This window comes from Pseudomonas sp. KBW05, assembly GCF_003852405.1.
GTDB lineage: Bacteria > Pseudomonadota > Gammaproteobacteria > Pseudomonadales > Pseudomonadaceae > Aquipseudomonas.
Genome location: NZ_QAJM01000027.1, coordinates 87,527 through 103,698, shown reverse-complemented (window position 1 = coordinate 103,698; position 16,172 = coordinate 87,527). Strand labels below are relative to the sequence as shown.

The 16,172-nt window shown below is 52.3% G+C and carries 18 protein-coding genes; 10 read left to right on the top strand and 8 right to left on the bottom strand.

What is annotated here, in order from left to right:
- Positions 1-33: 33 nt before the first annotated feature.
- Positions 34-444 (top strand): response regulator, encoded by a 411-nt coding sequence (locus DBR46_RS24265; RefSeq protein WP_124528251.1) that lies wholly within the window; start codon positions 34-36, stop codon positions 442-444.
- 123 nt (positions 445-567) lie between these two features.
- On the opposite strand, the gene DBR46_RS24260 is transcribed toward DBR46_RS24265, so the two are convergent.
- Positions 568-852, bottom strand: coding sequence for a DUF1652 domain-containing protein (locus DBR46_RS24260; protein WP_124528250.1), 285 nt, complete (start codon positions 850-852; stop codon positions 568-570).
- A gap of 223 nt (positions 853-1,075) precedes the next feature.
- Between DBR46_RS24260 and DBR46_RS24255 the strand changes: the two genes are divergently transcribed.
- The 3 genes from DBR46_RS24255 to DBR46_RS24245 all read left to right on the top strand — a co-directional run bounded on the left by DBR46_RS24255 (position 1,076) and on the right by DBR46_RS24245 (position 3,555).
- On the top strand, positions 1,076-1,330 hold the full coding sequence (locus tag DBR46_RS24255) for a DUF6555 family protein (protein WP_070412064.1): 255 nt from the start codon (positions 1,076-1,078) through the stop codon (positions 1,328-1,330).
- A gap of 146 nt (positions 1,331-1,476) precedes the next feature.
- Positions 1,477-2,250 (top strand): OBAP family protein, encoded by a 774-nt coding sequence (locus DBR46_RS24250; RefSeq protein WP_124528249.1) that lies wholly within the window; start codon positions 1,477-1,479, stop codon positions 2,248-2,250.
- A 198-nt stretch (positions 2,251-2,448) separates the two neighbouring features.
- Positions 2,449-3,555, top strand: a complete 1,107-nt coding sequence (locus DBR46_RS24245; protein WP_124528248.1) for a Gfo/Idh/MocA family protein — start codon at positions 2,449-2,451, stop codon at positions 3,553-3,555.
- Positions 3,556-3,637: 82 nt separating this feature from the next.
- Here DBR46_RS24245 and DBR46_RS24240 read toward each other — a convergent pair whose 3' ends face one another.
- Entirely contained in the window at positions 3,638-4,270 is a 633-nt protein-coding gene (locus DBR46_RS24240; RefSeq protein ID WP_124528247.1) for a LysE family translocator, read from the bottom strand.
- A 237-nt stretch (positions 4,271-4,507) separates the two neighbouring features.
- Here DBR46_RS24240 and ligD point away from each other — a divergent pair, with 237 nt between their 5' ends.
- Together ligD and DBR46_RS24230 are read left to right on the top strand one after the other, a co-directional pair.
- The gene (ligD, locus tag DBR46_RS24235) at positions 4,508-7,936 is read left to right on the top strand and encodes a DNA ligase D (RefSeq protein WP_124528246.1); all 3,429 of its coding nucleotides are present in this window, start codon (positions 4,508-4,510) and stop codon (positions 7,934-7,936) included.
- Between the two features lie 22 nt (positions 7,937-7,958).
- Entirely contained in the window at positions 7,959-8,183 is a 225-nt protein-coding gene (locus tag DBR46_RS24230) for a DUF2188 domain-containing protein (RefSeq protein ID WP_124528245.1), read from the top strand.
- A gap of 100 nt (positions 8,184-8,283) precedes the next feature.
- Here the strand turns inward: DBR46_RS24230 and DBR46_RS24225 are convergent, their stop codons facing one another.
- Positions 8,284-8,742, bottom strand: coding sequence for an Hsp20 family protein (locus DBR46_RS24225; RefSeq protein ID WP_124528244.1), 459 nt, complete (start codon positions 8,740-8,742; stop codon positions 8,284-8,286).
- Between the two features lie 245 nt (positions 8,743-8,987).
- Entirely contained in the window at positions 8,988-9,398 is a 411-nt protein-coding gene (locus DBR46_RS24220; protein ID WP_124528285.1) for a phosphate-starvation-inducible PsiE family protein, read from the bottom strand.
- A 239-nt stretch (positions 9,399-9,637) separates the two neighbouring features.
- Here DBR46_RS24220 and DBR46_RS24215 point away from each other — a divergent pair, with 239 nt between their 5' ends.
- A complete protein-coding gene (locus tag DBR46_RS24215) occupies positions 9,638-9,778 on the top strand; it encodes a DUF2256 domain-containing protein (protein WP_124528243.1) in 141 nt (46 codons plus the stop codon).
- Positions 9,779-9,947: 169 nt separating this feature from the next.
- Positions 9,948-10,640, top strand: a complete 693-nt coding sequence (locus tag DBR46_RS24210) for a DUF421 domain-containing protein (RefSeq protein ID WP_124528242.1) — start codon at positions 9,948-9,950, stop codon at positions 10,638-10,640.
- A 115-nt stretch (positions 10,641-10,755) separates the two neighbouring features.
- On the opposite strand, the gene DBR46_RS24205 is transcribed toward DBR46_RS24210, so the two are convergent.
- The 4 genes from DBR46_RS24205 to DBR46_RS24190 all read right to left on the bottom strand — a co-directional run bounded on the left by DBR46_RS24205 (position 10,756) and on the right by DBR46_RS24190 (position 14,136).
- A complete protein-coding gene (locus DBR46_RS24205) occupies positions 10,756-12,021 on the bottom strand; it encodes an APC family permease (protein ID WP_124528284.1) in 1,266 nt (421 codons plus the stop codon).
- 281 nt (positions 12,022-12,302) lie between these two features.
- On the bottom strand, positions 12,303-12,668 hold the full coding sequence (locus DBR46_RS24200; protein WP_124528241.1) for a histone-like nucleoid-structuring protein, MvaT/MvaU family: 366 nt from the start codon (positions 12,666-12,668) through the stop codon (positions 12,303-12,305).
- Positions 12,669-12,837: 169 nt separating this feature from the next.
- A complete protein-coding gene (locus tag DBR46_RS24195; protein ID WP_124528240.1) occupies positions 12,838-13,137 on the bottom strand; it encodes a hypothetical protein in 300 nt (99 codons plus the stop codon).
- Between the two features lie 288 nt (positions 13,138-13,425).
- Positions 13,426-14,136 carry an SOS response-associated peptidase family protein gene (locus DBR46_RS24190; RefSeq protein ID WP_124528239.1) on the bottom strand — a complete coding sequence of 237 codons (711 nt, stop codon included), beginning with the start codon at positions 14,134-14,136 and terminating at the stop codon, positions 13,426-13,428.
- Between the two features lie 98 nt (positions 14,137-14,234).
- On the opposite strand from DBR46_RS24190, the gene DBR46_RS24185 reads away from it, so the two are divergent.
- Together DBR46_RS24185 and umuC are read left to right on the top strand one after the other, a co-directional pair.
- Complete coding sequence (locus tag DBR46_RS24185) at positions 14,235-14,666, top strand: LexA family transcriptional regulator (protein ID WP_124528238.1); 432 nt, start codon at positions 14,235-14,237, stop codon at positions 14,664-14,666.
- Positions 14,653-15,933, top strand: coding sequence for a translesion error-prone DNA polymerase V subunit UmuC (gene umuC, locus DBR46_RS24180; RefSeq protein WP_124528237.1), 1,281 nt, complete (start codon positions 14,653-14,655; stop codon positions 15,931-15,933). Before DBR46_RS24185 ends, umuC begins: the two co-directional genes overlap by 14 nt.
- Positions 15,934-16,172 lie beyond the last annotated feature (239 nt).

Genomic DNA, 16,172 nt, shown 5'->3' with positions numbered 1-16,172 from the left:
CGCTGAATATAACTCGGCTAAGGGCATTTAAAAGTGAAAGTAAATTGGGAAGGGCTATTACCGATTCAAGGAGAAATAGTCGTCGTAGAAGACGATCCCACGCTAAGGCTGCTGATGGTAGACATTGTTTCTGAAATTGGAGCGACAGTAAGGCAGTTCGATTCAGCTGATGATGCCCTAACCTATCTACTTCAGGCTCACGAGAAATGTCGTATGGTGATTGCGGATCACGGCGTACCTGGGCAGATTCAGGGAACAGAATTTATTGAAATGGTTAGAGGCAAGTGGCCATCAATTGAAGCGATTCTTACTTCAGGATATGCACTTGATCTCACAACCATCCCACCCGCGACAATCTATCTGCACAAACCGTGGTCTTTGGACGAACTGGTTATCTCTGTAGCTGCCTTACTACAGCCTGGTCATCCACTCAGGAAGACTTGAGTATATCCTTCCTCAAAAACGCCAGGCTCACTGCTCCGGTTGGGAAACAGTAGCCCCGAAAGCCGATTTCCTGCCCAGAGCGCGCCCCTAGCAGCACCTTGGGCCTTGATTCGTCTGGGCTCTCTATTTTGAAACGAACTCTGGCTTCCTGCCCTCATCGATGGCTGTTTTAGAAAAATTTACTGAACGCTCTGTCATCTCACTGCGCAGCTCCCCGATCAAATTCGCGATTGCGCGACTTGAGTTCAGGCCGCTGGTTGTTACTGAGGTGACTAGAAGGTCAACACGACCAGAGGTCGGCTCGAATACTTTGATCATCAACGACCCGTCAGGGTTGACGGTGCAATGGCAAGACAGCGGCAGAAAACCGCATTCAATAATATGTCTAAGCTCAAGCGCGGAAATCATCAGAGGGGCTCCTTCAGCCAACGTTGAAAATCAGGGCTCAATTGAGAGTAGCCGCGTAGCGTAAAAGTGCTTACTCGCCCGGATTTTTTTCCAAGTGAACCGTTTAACCTTCGATTTGGGTGACGCACATTCATAAAACTCCATACGCGTTCGAAATAGCCAAAAGGGAGTGGAATTTTTCCTAATGCAACGAATCGATCCTTATGGACGTTACGGAGGCTTTATGAATACTGATCTCTACATCATCGAATACCAGCTCCACGGCGAGCGAAAGTCATTCATCATTCGATCCAAAATGATGCGCAATGCAGATGCCTGGCACTGGGCAAGCTGTGACGCCGGTATTTCTCCAATTCCCAAACCTGGTCGACCTCCTTTGAAGCTAGTGTCGAAACCGCAGGCTGAGCAGTATGGCCTTTCAGACGTGAGATGGAAGGAGTCTGCGGCACCTAACTGGACTGAAATCGCTACACCGTGAACTCAGGATGGGTGCAGCACAGCCAGTTGCTGTCATCAGCAAGAGACGGAGCGCGGGTATCTCACTCTCTCACTGCGGCCAGTTAAGAATTTCAAAACAGCTTCGAAACCGTCTCGTTTGGAATAATTGATAGAAAGGAATCGTCAATGAACAGCGTCATATATGGGGCTGCTATCAAAGCAGTCTTCCCAATCCTTCTCGCAGTCTTTATCGCTTTGCTTACTGCTTGCGCAGGCAACAACTCGGACTCCAATGTTGTTGCTCCTGGCGATATCAAATCGCCCGCCACGCAATCCCTTGATGCCGGCGCGGCCTTGCTTCAATCACGCCCTCCGATAGACGCATTGAATGCGTACCTGGACGGCTTCCATTTTTATAACGGCCACATGGATGCCCAGATGGAGGCCCACCATTACTGCGCTATCCTCAATGAGGAAGTTATCCAGTGCGTGATCTACGATGGCAATCGTAAGGACGCCAAGCTGATGGGGGTCGAGTACATCATCAGCGAACAATTGTTCGCAGGTCTTCCCAAAGCCGAACAAGCGCTTTGGCACAGTCATGTTCACGAAGTGAAATCAGGTCAGCTCGTAGCGCCTGGGATCCCTGAGGTAGCCGAGCATGCATTGATGGAAAAACTCGTCCATACCTACGGCAAGACGTGGCATACCTGGCATACCGACCTCAATAAAGACCTGCCCCTTGGCGTTCCTCTGCTCATGATGGGCTTTACAGCAGACGGGCAAGCGGATCCACAGATGGTTGCAGATCGGGATCGTCGATTCAGGTTGGATAGCGCGCAGAAGAAGAAAGCTCGAGCGGACATACCGACGCCCGTCGTTGCGCCAGGCGCGGATGCGTGGAGTCAGGGTGAGGTTTTTCAGATAGTGGATCCGACGAACACACCTCATCAACACTGATTTCATCACTGGTATTGGCGTAATGGCTCCAGCCATTGACGACGGCGCTCGCTCGTAGGCTCCCGAAAAACGTCGCCTGCAATGACAATTTTGAATCGGTACCTGGTTTCCATCTGCACGTAGATGGAACTCCAGGCTTCTACGATGGCCGACATTTAGCAGGCGACACGTTGATTGCCTAAACACAAGGAGGCTCACATGCCCGATTTGAACGGCAAAATTCGTTACGCAGTGGTCGGCGGCGGATCGATTTCCCAAGGTGCCTTTATGCCAGGGATCGGACAGACAGAAAATTCCGTCATGACTACCCTTGTAACGGGTGACCCAATTAAGGCAGACAAGCTCGCCAAACGCTACGACCTGAAAAGCTACAGCTATTCGCAATACCCCGAGTTGTTGGCATCCGGTGAGATTGATGCCGTCTACGTCGCTACGCCCAACTTCCTGCACCGTGAATTTGTAGTACCCGCCTTGGAAGCAGGCATACATGTGCTGTTGGAAAAGCCGATGGCCGCGAACGAGGATGATTGCGAAGCGATGCTCGCAGCGGCGCAACGCTCGAATGCAAAGTTTATGATTGCTTACCGCCTACACTCTGAGCCAGGCACTCTTGAAATGATCGAGCGCGTGCATGCCGGAGACTTCGGGCGACCTCGCCTGTTCACGTCGACATTCACGCAGACGGTGAAACCATCCAATCATCGGATGCAAAACGGCTTTGCAGCAGGCCCCGTGCTGGATATGGGGCCGTACCCGCTGAATATGGTGCGACAGCTATTTGGTGATGAGCCCATCGAGGTCAGCGCGGTGGGTACGACCGCACCCGGCAGTAAATTGGGAACCCCTGATACGGTGAGTGTGTGCCTTAGGTTTTCCGAAGAGCGCATGGCGCAATTCACCATCAGCTACACCCTTCCAAGCAGCGAGCGTTTCCAGCTCATTGGCACTGAGGGCGAAATCGAAGCATCTCCCTGTTTCGGTTATGGTGAGGGCGTAGGTATTACCTACCGCGCTACCGTCGGTGATCAAACCAATGAACACTCGCATGGCGTTGTCGACCAGTTTGCAGGCGAGACGGCGTACTTCTCCGATTGCATTCTTAATGGCTCAACACCAGAGCCCTGTGGCGAAGAAGGCTTCAGGGACGTTCGAGTGCTGCTCGCCGTAGAACGGGCATTGGCAACTGGTCAACCTCAAAAACTGGATGCGCTACCCGCAAAGACGGTGCCAGGCTCAGACCAGAAACGCCACTACGAGCTCGCCGAGGTTCCCGACTATATAGATACAGAATCGCCGACTGAATAAGGGCATGCCCTCTTTTGTCGTTAAGGCGAAAGAGGGAACCCAAACGAATAAGCCACTCCGGCCAGCTATTGGAAGACCAGCGCTAAGTACGTCTGGCGGTTGCTAACATAACTGCCGCTCCCAGCAGGGTGGCACCCGTTATGCGATTGAAGATCGCGAGTTGCCTGCTCGAGGAGTGAAGGGAGCGGATAATGCTGCCCGCAAGCGCCCAACCGGTGGCCGCCATGAGCTCAATGGATATGTAGATCGCACTGAGAAAAAGCAGTTGGTTGGTTATCGAGAAACTCGAATCGGCCACTACAAACTGTGGAACGAACGCCGTGAAGAGAAGTATCGCTTTCGGATTCATCATTGCCGTGACGAATTCACGGCGCACCAAGCTATAGGTATCGGCGTGGACGAATGCTCCTAAGCCCACACCTTCGGATTTTCCGCCACCCCTCATCATTTTCACACCGAGAAAGGCGAGATAGGCAACTCCTGCCCACTTGATGATCTGGAAAGCAATTTCGGATGCTTCAAGCACCGCACCTAACCCGCCAATTACTACTGCGACGAGGAACACGAACGCTACACACCGACCTGCCAAGGCGAGGATAGCGGGCCTCAACCCTTCCATGCTTCCATTGGCGAATGCTAGGAGATTGTTCGCCCCAGGCGACGAGGCGACGATCAAGGCAGAGGGAAGAAACAAAATGAGCTGGTTCAGGGTCATGGGTACGCCTCCGGCTAGTATTTTCGACACTTCCCATCAATTGTTTACGGCTAAATTTCTTGAACGTTCAATCACCCCGCTAGTTCCAAAAGAACGACATCAAGAATTTATACTGAGCTGCAGCGATACTTTTGTACAACCGCATCCTACTGCAGTGCTTTCAGAATGAATTTAGAACGCATCCCTCTCTCAATTGATCGGATGAGAAGGTTCCAGGCACATTGAAGGATCGAGGCAATGCAGAACCTCAAGATCGCCACATTCAACGTCAACGGCATAGGAGCGCGCTTGCCTAACCTTCTGCAATGGCTTGAGAAGGAGCGACCGGACATTGTATGTCTGCAGGAACTGAAGGCTCAGGACAAAGCTTTCCCGGCGGGAGATCTTGAGGCGGCTGGCTATGGTTCGCTCCACCATGGCCAAGCCGCATGGAACGGAGTGGCCATTCTTGCGCGCGATTCCGAACCCCTTCTGATTCACAAAGGCCTGCCCGGGGCTGAAGACGATACGCAGTCTCGATACCTAGAAGCTGCTGTCCATGGTGTTATCGTCGGGTGCCTGTATCTTCCAAATGGAAATCCGCAACCGGGGCCAAAATTTGATTACAAGCTCAGGTGGTTTGAGCATCTGATTGCGCATGCAGAAACACTACAAGCCAGCGAACATCCCGTTGTTCTCGCAGGTGACTACAATGTCGTGCCCACCGACTTTGATATCTACAACACCCGCTCATGGCTCAAAGACGCCCTCCTTCAGCCGGAAAGCCGTGAATGTTTCCAAAGGCTGTTGAGCCAAGGTTGGATCGACTCTGTGAGACACCTTTATCCGGAGGAGCGGGTTTACACGTTCTGGGATTATTTCCGCCAGCACTGGCAAAAAAATTCCGGTTTGCGCATCGATCACCTTCTGCTGAACCCCGTGCTTGTTCCCCACTTGAAGAACGCCGGCGTGGATGCATGGGTTCGGGGCGAAGAGCATGCCAGCGATCACGCCCCGACATGGATTGAGATCTCATCGCGAAAAACCAGGTCAAAAAGGAAGCCAAAGGAAAAAACAAGCGACGCGCAAGCAGCAACGCAAACCAGTAACACCCTTGATGAATACAATCGTAAGCGTGATTTCGATGCAACCTCAGAGCCATCGGGCGCCGCGACAAAGCGTAAACCAGCAAAGAACAAAACCGTTGAACCGGCTGCGCTGCAGTTTTGCATACAAAAACATGACGCGACTCGGCTGCATTACGATTTTCGCCTTGAGCTTGACGGCAACCTGAAAAGTTGGGCAGTGCCCAAGGGCCCTTCGCTCGATCCCAAATCCAAACGCCTGGCTGTACACGTCGAAGACCACCCTCTCGACTACGCAACGTTTGAAGGCACGATACCGCAAGGCCATTACGGCGCTGGCGACGTCATTGTATGGGATCGCGGTATCTGGAAACCCTTATTTGATCCAGCTCAGGCCTACGCTAAAGGTCGACTGAAATTTGAGTTGCAGGGCGAGAAGCTTGGCGGCATATGGAACCTGGTCAAGACGCATATCCCTGGCAAACAGGAGCAGTGGTTTCTGATCAAACATCAGGATGAATTCGCTCGACCAGAAAGCGATTACGATATCGTGAAAGCAGAATCACACAGCGTACTCAGCGAGCGCACTATCGTGCAGAAGAAGCGCTCCGGGAAATCGGCCCAACCAAAAACTGGCGAGAAGGCCCCTGCTCCGCCCGCTAAGCCGAGAACCACACAGCTAGACAATGCCCACCCATCAGACCTGCCCGATAGTCTGAAACCTGAACTGGCCACGCTTGTGGATTCCGCCCCGGATGGTGATTGGCGATATGAGATCAAGTTCGACGGCTACCGCATCATGGCTAGGGTGGATCAAGGTAAAGTGCAGTTGTTCACTCGCAATGGCCATGATTGGACTCATAAGCTCCCCCGCCAGGCGGAAGCGATTGCTGGTCTCGCATTGGAATCGGGCTGGCTGGATGGCGAGATGGTTGTTGCCAATGAGCAAGGCGTTCCTGATTTTCAGGCTCTCCAAAATGCCTTTGAGCTAGGCCGCAGCGGCAACATCATTTTCTACCTCTTCGACATGCCTTTTCTCAACGGCATGGATTTACGCGAGGTGCCGGTAGAGCAACGCCGCGAAGCCTTAACCAAGGTTCTGGAGCGCAGTGAGGATGAGGTACTTAGGTATTCGGAAGACTTCGCCGAAACGCCGGAGGCACTGTTGAACAGCGCCTGCCAAATGCAGATGGAAGGCCTCATCGGCAAACGCGTTGGCAGTCCCTACGTATCACGTCGCAGCGGCGACTGGATCAAGCTCAAATGTAAACGTCGACAGGAGTTTGTAGTCGTCGGCTATACCGAGCCAAAGGGTTCGCGCAGTAAGTTCGGGGCTCTGCTATTGGGTCTGCACGACGTAGACAGCGGCGAGCTCAAATACGCTGGCAAAGTCGGTACTGGATTCAACCAGGTGACACTGAATACGATCTACGAACAGTTAACCCCCCTTGAAGCCAAGAAGCCTGCTGTCGTAAACCCTCCCACCGGATTCGAAGCAAAAGACGTGCATTGGCTGAAGCCGTCGCTTCTGGCAGAGGTCGCCTTTGCAGAAATCACAAAGGATGGCTCCGTAAGACACGCAGTATTCCAGGGCCTGCGCAATGATAAACCTGCAAAGTCGATCATCGAAGAGCGCCCGGCCCCTGCCCCAGAAGTCGAGAGAAAGTCAGAAGAAAACCAATCGACTGAAGTGAAAGCCAAACGTAAAGCCGGCGACGATGGGTCAACAAAGATCCGACTCACGCATCCCCAGCGCGTGATTGACCCGAGTAGCGGCTCGACCAAACGTGACTTAGCGGATTACTACATTGGCATCTCTGACTGGCTTCTGCCGCAGTTACTAAATCGCCCTGTCGCGCTGGTGCGCGCTCCAGACGGAATCGGCGGAGAGCTATTCTTTCAGAAAAATGCAGAGCGTCTGGCAATCCCTGGGATCGAAATCATCGGCAAAGAAGAGACGGGTCACCCTGTGATGTTGATCAACAACATTGAGGCACTGATAGGCGCGGTTCAGATGAGCACGATTGAGCTGCATACCTGGAACGCCGTATCCAAGGATCTACATCGCCCTGATCGATTTATCCTAGACCTTGACCCCGATCCTGCACTGCCATGGAAAAGCATGGTGGAGGCGACCCAGCTGACATTGACGGTACTGGATGAACTAGGCCTTAAATCTTTCCTGAAAACAAGCGGTGGTAAGGGCATCCACATTGTCGTCCCTTTGACGCCGAAAGCAGACTGGGACACGGTGAAAAGCTTTAGCCACTCGATTGTTAAACATATCGCCAATCTGCTTCCAGATCGGTTCTCTGCAGTTTCTGGCCCCAAAAATCGCGTGGGACGGATCTTCATCGACTATCTGCGCAACGGCTTGGGCGCGACCACGATCTGCGCCTATTCGGCACGTACTCGTGATGGACTGCCAGTGTCAGTGCCGATCTTCCGAGATGAGCTAAAAGAGATCAAAGGCGCTAACGTCTGGAACATACAAAACCTCCATCAACGTCTAGGCGAGCTGGACGTCGATCCATGGGCTGATATGCCTAAAACAAAGCAAACCATCACAGCCCAAATGCGCAAACGCATCGGGCTTAAGTAGCACCAACTGCAGGAGAAATGAGATGGATAACTACCACATCACGCCCACTGAAAATGGTTGGGCATTAAAGAAGCAAGGCGCAGAACGAGCGTCGAAAACGGCCACTACAAAGGTCGAGATCATAAAGCTTGCTACTGAGTTTCTTGATGGAAAAACAGCATCGCTGAAGATCCATAAGGAAGACGGTACGATCCAGGAAGAGCGCACGTATCCTCGGAGCGCCGACCCGAAGAAAACCAAAGGCTAGCGCTCGAATTACTTGGGGTGCTGAACCCCAACACTTGCTCGCCTCTGAGGTTGATTAAAGTAGATGAAAAAAGGCGCTCCGGAGAGCGCCTTGAACAAAATTATTGCAGGCTTACCTGACGCTGGTTTGGCTTGCTGGCCGTACCGATCTGGATACGTTTTGGCTTGGCTTCTTCGGGAATCACTCGAAGCAGCTCGATTGCCAATAGACCATGAGTGAGCGATGCACCTTGCACTTCGATATGGTCAGCCAGCCGGAAGGACAAGCGGAAGGCCCGTTGCGCGATGCCTTGGTGAAGGTAAGTCACCTTCTCGTCGCTTTCACGTTTTCCACCAGAAACGTTCAGTACGCCATTTTCAACCTGAATGTCTATGTCCTCCTCAGTAAGACCCGCCACTGCAATCACGATGCGGTATTGATCATCACCGTGTTTCTCGACGTTATGAGGTGGATAGGTATTACCAGCCTCGCTACGAAGCGCCGATTCAAACAGGTCGTTGAAGCGATCAAAACCCACAGACTGACGAAACAGAGGGGCCAAAGAAAGAGTAGTAGCCATAGTAAAATCTCCTGAGTTTTCTCCAAGTGATTTAAGACGCGACCCGTTTGCGGCATCGCGTAAAACCGAAAATAGGTACGCCCAAAATATTTTCAAGGGCATTCCGAAAAAATTTTTCCAACACCTATTCTCGGGTTAAGCCTTGCGCACACCGCTTCAGGCAGGCACAGGTCTGAACCGATTTTCTAACGGCAGAACGCGCCTGCAGCGAGCGAATTCGTCAGCGGCTCAGGTACAGTAAATTGCTACTCAGACAGGTCGCGGTGCCGCAAAAGCCAGCAAAGCAGGCCCAGCACCAATGTCGCGAAACCTAGCGCCGCGATGGTTGAAGCCGGAGTAACGGCTGAATCCAGGATGACAAATTTTCGGCTTAGAGCCAGCAATGCAATCATCAATACCGTTCTCACCTGCACGACGCTGTTTCGCCTGAGGGCGGGCCGCACTATCGAATGCTTGAATTCCAAGGCAATCAATACTGTGAAAATGGAGCCGAATAGCGCTTGGAATGCGTTATGATCCAGCGGATCAATAGCTCCTCCTATCAGGAGGGGCACTACATTCCTGCAGAGTTGCAACACAGCGATAACGATCACCAGCGCTATGATCAGGCTCAGCGTCAGCACCACCAGTTGCTCGAAGCGTTCATAGGCGCTCATCAAAGCCCATTGGATTTTAAAATTTTTGAATGTCGAGTTATTCTCACGATTTTCTGGATGAAGCTTAGACACGACCTCTCTCCTCTTGTCTTGGAGGACTTATGTAAGACGCTCAAATTAAGTTTATGGAAAGACAGCTATTGTCTCGAGTTTCAGGACTGTTGATCTGCGCTTAAGCTGCGCACCGTTTTACGGTTCGACCAGGTATGGGCATACGAACTTAATATCAAGGACGCCTATTGAAAAAGTCAGAGCTTCCAGTCAAAACGTGTGCTACCTGTGGGCTTCCTTTCACATGGCGAAAGAAATGGGCTCGTTGCTGGGACGACGTGCGCTACTGCTCAGAGCGCTGCAGACGCAGCAAGTCACCAACAACCTGAACGAAAAAGGGGGAATTCGTAAACCCTTTTGTGTTCAAACCAGGATTAGTTGGTTAGCCTGATTTTAGACCAGAAAAGATTTGTAAGGGTGCCAGTTAAATTTAACAAGCATTTAATTTCTGCAGGATCACTCACCCCTAGGCATTACAAAAATAACACAGAGGTAATCATGACACCTTTTGATATACAGCGGATGTTGATAGATGAATTCCCCCTCTCATTTTTGTTAGAGGTAGGCTTTCGGGCTACATTTGCTTTTTTAGCGGTCTTTCTTTTTTTAAAATCAAGTGGCCGGCGAGGGATACGACAACTCTCGCTATTTGAGCTCGTTGTAATTCTAACGCTGGGTTCAGCTGCGGGAGACGTATCGTTCTATCATGATGTGCCACTACTGCCGGTCGTAGTAGTCTTCCTGACTCTTTTGCTACTTTACCGCATGATTGTTCTGGCTATGACAAAGAGCAAGAAATTTGAAGCTTGGATCGATGGGTTGCCGGTTACCGTGATAAGCAACGGAATGTTCGAGATGAAAGCATTTGAAACGCTCAACATGTCAAATAGCGAATTATTGATGGAGCTAAGGCAGCAAGGCGTTGAGCATCTAGGACAAGTGAGATTAGGGTTAGTAGAAACTGATGGAGACCTCAGTCTTTATTTTCATGACGAGAAAGATCTCTGCCCTGGGCTATCAGTCCTTCCTGAAGAGCATCGACCTGAATTTCAGCAAGCTCCCGCTTCAGCACTCTACTGCTGCGTGAAGTGCGGTTTCGCGCAATCTATCGATAAGGAGCAGGAAGCGCGCTGCTTACGATGTGATCATAATATCTGGTCAACGCCATTGAGCACTCGTCGCTCCAGGTAAGCTTTCACATGAGAAGCGCGAGTTGCCTAACGCACTCGCCCCCTCAGTAGTTTTAGCCAATAATTTGATGACAATCGCCGGCGCTTTTTCAATTGGCTCGAATGCACTTAATGGGTTAGCTGGGCTCCGCTGGTGCGGGTAGCGCGCCCCTTGAACACGCGAACAGCAGACTGCCTATCAAGATCATGGCCCCTCCCCGCATCCATGTCTCCAGACTTTGCTGACTAAGCAGTACCAGGCACGAGACGATAGCAAAAACGGGTACCCACGTCGGCACCCGAAAATGATTTTCCGCAACCTCGTCACGGCGCAGGATTAACACCGACAAATTAGTGCTGAGAAATACAAACAGCAGGAGCAAGACGACGGTTTCGGCCAATGTAGCTAGCGTTCCCGTAAGCGTGAGTGCGATTGCTACGAGAGTGGTTGCAATGACCGCGATCCAAGGGGTGCGTCGCCGAGGCAGCACCTTGCTCAAAGTGGTCGGCAAAAGTCCTAGACAGGCCATGCCATAAGTAAGACGACTCGCCATTATCATGGTTAACAGCGCACCGTTGGCTACCGCGATCAGTGCAATGAAGGCGAAGACGCGAGGCGGAATGTTTAAACCTGACGCCCGAACCACCTCAAGAAGAGGAGCCGAGGTTGCCACGAGTTTTTCCATGGGCAGTACGGAAGATGCCGCGACGCCTACAGCCATGTAGACGACCCCGGCGGTTAGCAATGCGGCAAATAATGCGCGCGGATAAACTTTTCGGACGTCTCGAATTTCTTCCGCGAGATTGGCGGATGTTTCAAATCCTACAAAAGAATAGAAGGCGATCAATGCTGCGCCCAAAACGGCTAACACCGGGCTGATCCCCGGCTTGAACTCCAGGCTGCGACCCAAATCCGCTTCGCCAGTACGGAAATACCAAGCAGCAGCAACAACGACCAAAAGAAGACCTGTCAGCTCAATCACTGTCATCACCAGGTTGGCTCCCAATGACTCTTTAATTCCCCTCGCGTTTAGTAGCGCGATAACCAGAAGGAAAAGTAAGGCTGCGATGTGAGGCGGTACATGGATGAACGCCGTTAGGTAGTCACCCGCGAACGCTAGCGATAACCCCGCCGCGCTCGTGACAGCTGCCGATAGCATGCAAAAGCCAACGAGAAAAGAAATGAGCGGAGATCGGAACGCCTTCTCTGCGAAAACCGATGCGGCGCCCGCGTGGGGATATTTTGTCACCAACTCTGCGTAGGAACCTGCAGTAAGCATCGCGAAAAACAGAGCGATGAGCAGAGGCACCCATATTGCGCCACCTACCTCACCTGCAATTGTCCCGGCGAGCGCATAAACGCCCGCCCCGAGAACATCGCCGAGAATGAATAGAAAAAGCATCGGGCCGGTAACGGCGCGGCGCAGCGAATTCTTCGGCGGCGAGGTCTTCACGTTTAAACTTCCTGGCTTGAGGATTCAACAGCGCATTCCCAGCTAGTAGCTGGGTGGCTGTACTTTCAAGCAATTGAAATTTGCGGGTGTCTAAAGTTCACATATCTTGGCAAAGAGTCGGGAAGGAGGCACCGCTCCTATAACCTGAACAGAGCTATGGAGTCACCCTCAAGTTGACTAAAAAGCAATAAAAAAGGGCCCTAATAGGCCCTTTTGTACTCAAACCGAAATTATTTTGTCAGCCAGGACTCGACAGTCGACGAGCCGTGTTCTGCTTTCCAATCTTTCAACGTCTTGTGATTCCCACCCTTGGTTTCTACGACTTCGCCGGTGTGAGGATTTTTATAGACCTTCAACTGGCGAGGCTTGCGGGTCACCGATTGCGGCTGGGCAGCTGGCGCACGACGAGCTGCCTGTGGATCAAGCAGATTTATGATGTCTTTCAAGCTGTAGCCGTACTTGGCAAGCAAGGCGCGAAGCTTGGTTTCAAATTCGATTTCCTGCTTCAGGCCAGCATCACCTTTGAGGGCTTCGAGCGCTTGGAGCTGCTCTGCGAGGTGTTTTTCGAGCTGGCGGAATTCAGCGAGTTTAGACATAAGAAATTCTCGATGTGAGTAATACAAGAAGGTTACACGATAAATCACGGCCCGCACTTACAAGTAGCTGCTCGTGAGGTCTTTCACCCGGCCAGCCGATATTAAAAGCTGTTCCCAAGCGACAGTAGGTCTTGGATTGATTCCGTGTGAATGGCCGATGCGCCTTTTCTTATAGATGAGTATTGGTCTCCTCAGCCGGATAAAACTCCCCCTCCTTCCCCATTCTTTTTAGCTGTTCGCGCACGATCAACTCAATGCTGACAATAGCGGCTTGATCGTCAGGATCGACCAACTGCAAGCACAGGCGTCGGACATTCTGATCGTGAGTGCCCTCACTCATCATCTCGTGGGTGAAGACCTGCTCTCCACGCCATAGGCACAGCTGGGTATGAGTCTCGCCGAGCCATATCTCGTTGATTGACCTTAGGTCGGTGGTAGCCAGTTGATCGACGGTGATTGTCTTATCCATTGCTCTGTACCTTACCTATAAACAGTTACAGGTAGACTTCCGGCCACAGGGGGTCGTTCCAACTCCAGCCAGTTCTCCAAACCCGATGGTGGTGAAATACTTCCCGAATTGAGGTCGGACAATCAACGATTGAAGCCGGCAAGTACGGATAAACGTTGGGAATTCCATGACTAATCCGGCTGCTTTTACATTCAGATGGCCGCGCATGGAAAAACCTTATTCCCCTCCTCATGCCAATACTTCAATTCGCAGGCGTGCAGTTGCCGATACGCTGGACTGCGACTGAAATCAGTCATCGACGTCTTCGGCCAGTGAGAGGGGCTGAATCAGATGCGGGCCTTGATTACGCACGTTACCCACATCTTTGCGAACCTTGTACCAATGAAAATCGGTAACCGGTCGGCAATGGTCTATCGCGATTTCCTTCGCTCGTTCAACTGAAATCTCAGGATCAATCCATTCGCGAGCGTGCTCAGGTGCCAGAACAAGCGGTTTGCGGTCATGGATATCGACCATGCCCTGATCACTCGCAGCGGTGATGATGACGAAACCGTCGCGATTATCCGGTTCCAGGCCTTGGTGTACTTCAGCCAGGCCGGCGAAGAACATCGGAATCTGCTCTTTCAGCGTGATGAAGTAGGGCTGCTTTTTCTTAGCATCATCGGGGTCTTTAACCCATTCAAACCAACCGTTCGCCGGCGCGAGTACGCGACCATTTGGCCAGAGCTCATTGAAAAACTTCCCGGTCATGACGGTCTCGACCCTCGCGTTTATTGGGTCAGGACGCTTTCCCTTCGCCCAGAACGGCGCCCATCCCCATTTGACCTTATCGACACTCAAGCCGTCCGCCGCTGGCGGGATGATTTCCACCCGCGTAGAGGGCGCGACGTTGTACCGCTCGACGGGCCACAGGTCATAGCCATTGATCACCAGCTGCTTCGGCGCAAGCTCCTTGAGATAGTGATCCATCGATTCGTAGACCGAGTAGCGTCCGCACATGCTGTCACCCGTCTAATTGTTGTCTTATGAGATTGACCGCAAGCGTAGCAAATCGTTAACTGTATGTATGTACAGTTAATCTCCAAAAGGCTTGCATCATGAGCATCACCATCCTCGGCCCACTCGCACTTGGCGGTAAGAAACTACCTCTCTATTCCTCCAAGGTGCCTGCGGGGTTCCCTTCGCCAGCTGCTGACCACATTGAGAAACACATTTCCCTCGATGAGTTGTTCGATATACGTGCACCGCACGTGTACCTGGTAAGGATCGATGGAGACAGTATGCAGGGCGCCGGGATCTATTCAGGGGATCTGGTGGTGGTTGATCGGAGCATTGATGCGGTCAGTGGCGATATCGTCATCGCAGCGTTGAATTCGGAACCGTTCTGCAAGCGCCTGCTTCTGCGCGAGAACGCCGTGATGCTTTTGTCGGAGAATCCAAAATATCCGGCGAGACATGTCATGGAAGGTGATGAGCTTGTGATCTGGGGTGTCGTGAAGTACAGCGTCCGCGATCATGACAATACGTGAACCTGTCTTCGCCCTGATCGACTGCAACAGCTTCTATGCGAGCTGCGAGCGCGTCTTCAGACCTGACCTCGCCAAGACGCCTATTGTGGTGCTGTCCAACAACGACGGCTGTGTGATTGCGCGCAGCTACGACGCGAAGCCTTTCGTGAAAATGGGCCAGCCGTACTTCCAGATCAAAGACCATCTACGCCGGCATGGAATCGTGGCTTTTAGCAGTAATTACGGTCTGTACGGCGACATGAGCGAACGCGTCATGACGATTATCGAATCGATGGTGCCAGCGCTCGAGGTATATAGCATCGATGAAGCGTTTGCCGACCTCACTGGCGTCCCAGGTGATCTATCTGCTTTTGGGCGACGTATGCGTTCCACTCTTTTCAAGTGCACGGGGATTCCAGTCGGGGTGGGTATTGCTCACACCAAGACGCTGGCGAAGCTCGCAAACCATACCGCCAAGCGACTGTTAGATATCACCGGCGGCGTGGTCGATCTTTGCGACCCGTTCAAACGGGACTGGACGTTGCGCAACACCGATGTCGGCGAGGTCTGGGGCATCGGCAGGCGCATGAAGGCGCACCTGGAAACGCTGGGCATCAAGACCGCGATGGACTTGGCAAAAGCCAACCCGTGGATGCTTCGCCAAAAATTCAGCGTGGTGGTCGAGAAAACCGCTCGCGAACTCGCCGGCACCCCATGTCTGGAGTTGGGTCAGGCTGATCCTCCCAAGCAGGAGATTTGCTGTAGCAGGATGTTCGGTACGCGGCTCACCGAAATTGAGCCGATTAGGGAAGCGGTCGCTACCTATACACAACGCGCGGCGGAAAAGCTCCGAGCACAAACCTCGCTATGCAAGAAGATCCGTGTGAGCATTAGAACCGGCATGTTCAATCCCCAGGAAGCGAAATATGCAAATGGAGCTCTGGTGGAATTGCCGTACCCGACCAACGACGTGCGACTCATGACGAAGGCCGCAACCGATGCGGTCAATCGCCTCTTCCGACCGGGCTACAAATACAGTAAGGCGGAGGTTCTGCTGATGGATCTACGGCAGCCTGGCGAGTTCACTGATGACCTGTTCGCTCATTCGCAACCTGTAATGGCAGACAAGGTCATGAGCGTTCTGGATGAGATCAATGGCCGCTGGGGAAAGGGAATCCTTCGGGTAGCGAGTGTGCCAGCAGCGCCTGGTTGGGCGATGCGTCGGGAGCTGATGAGTCAGAGCTACACGACCAAAATGGATCAGTTGTGGACGGTCAAGGCTAGGTAGCGCTCCGGCCTAAGCGGACGCTACTTTACAAAGTCAGATTATCGCGACGGAGTGATAGCGGCCAAAGCGCTCATCCGCGATTCATCGAAGTGCGCATTAAGCCGAACGTTTCGAAGTAGAAAGATACCCCGTCTTTAAGATCCGGCCCGATGTGATAATGAAGTACGACGTTTGCCGAATTGGCATAGTACGAGGGCCATCTCTGCGCCTGGCTTAGCAGCGGCCAAACCTCTGCTGCA

Bases quoted from the DNA above. Each gene is read 5' to 3' on its own strand.
- DBR46_RS24260 (WP_124528250.1), bottom strand. From the start codon at position 852: ATGATTTCCGCGCTTGAGCTTAGACATATTATTGAATGCGGTTTTCTG.
- DBR46_RS24255 (WP_070412064.1), top strand. From the start codon at position 1,076: ATGAATACTGATCTCTACATCATCGAATACCAGCTCCACGGCGAGCGA.
- DBR46_RS24250 (WP_124528249.1), top strand. From the start codon at position 1,477: ATGAACAGCGTCATATATGGGGCTGCTATCAAAGCAGTCTTCCCAATC.
- DBR46_RS24245 (WP_124528248.1), top strand. From the start codon at position 2,449: ATGCCCGATTTGAACGGCAAAATTCGTTACGCAGTGGTCGGCGGCGGA.
- DBR46_RS24240 (WP_124528247.1), bottom strand. From the start codon at position 4,270: ATGACCCTGAACCAGCTCATTTTGTTTCTTCCCTCTGCCTTGATCGTC.
- ligD (WP_124528246.1), top strand. From the start codon at position 4,508: ATGCAGAACCTCAAGATCGCCACATTCAACGTCAACGGCATAGGAGCG.
- DBR46_RS24230 (WP_124528245.1), top strand. From the start codon at position 7,959: ATGGATAACTACCACATCACGCCCACTGAAAATGGTTGGGCATTAAAG.
- DBR46_RS24225 (WP_124528244.1), bottom strand. From the start codon at position 8,742: ATGGCTACTACTCTTTCTTTGGCCCCTCTGTTTCGTCAGTCTGTGGGT.
- DBR46_RS24220 (WP_124528285.1), bottom strand. From the start codon at position 9,398: ATGAGCGCCTATGAACGCTTCGAGCAACTGGTGGTGCTGACGCTGAGC.
- DBR46_RS24210 (WP_124528242.1), top strand. From the start codon at position 9,948: ATGACACCTTTTGATATACAGCGGATGTTGATAGATGAATTCCCCCTC.
- DBR46_RS24205 (WP_124528284.1), bottom strand. From the start codon at position 12,021: ATGCTTTTTCTATTCATTCTCGGCGATGTTCTCGGGGCGGGCGTTTAT.
- DBR46_RS24200 (WP_124528241.1), bottom strand. From the start codon at position 12,668: ATGTCTAAACTCGCTGAATTCCGCCAGCTCGAAAAACACCTCGCAGAG.
- DBR46_RS24195 (WP_124528240.1), bottom strand. From the start codon at position 13,137: ATGGATAAGACAATCACCGTCGATCAACTGGCTACCACCGACCTAAGG.
- DBR46_RS24190 (WP_124528239.1), bottom strand. From the start codon at position 14,136: ATGTGCGGACGCTACTCGGTCTACGAATCGATGGATCACTATCTCAAG.
- DBR46_RS24185 (WP_124528238.1), top strand. From the start codon at position 14,235: ATGAGCATCACCATCCTCGGCCCACTCGCACTTGGCGGTAAGAAACTA.
- umuC (WP_124528237.1), top strand. From the start codon at position 14,653: ATGACAATACGTGAACCTGTCTTCGCCCTGATCGACTGCAACAGCTTC.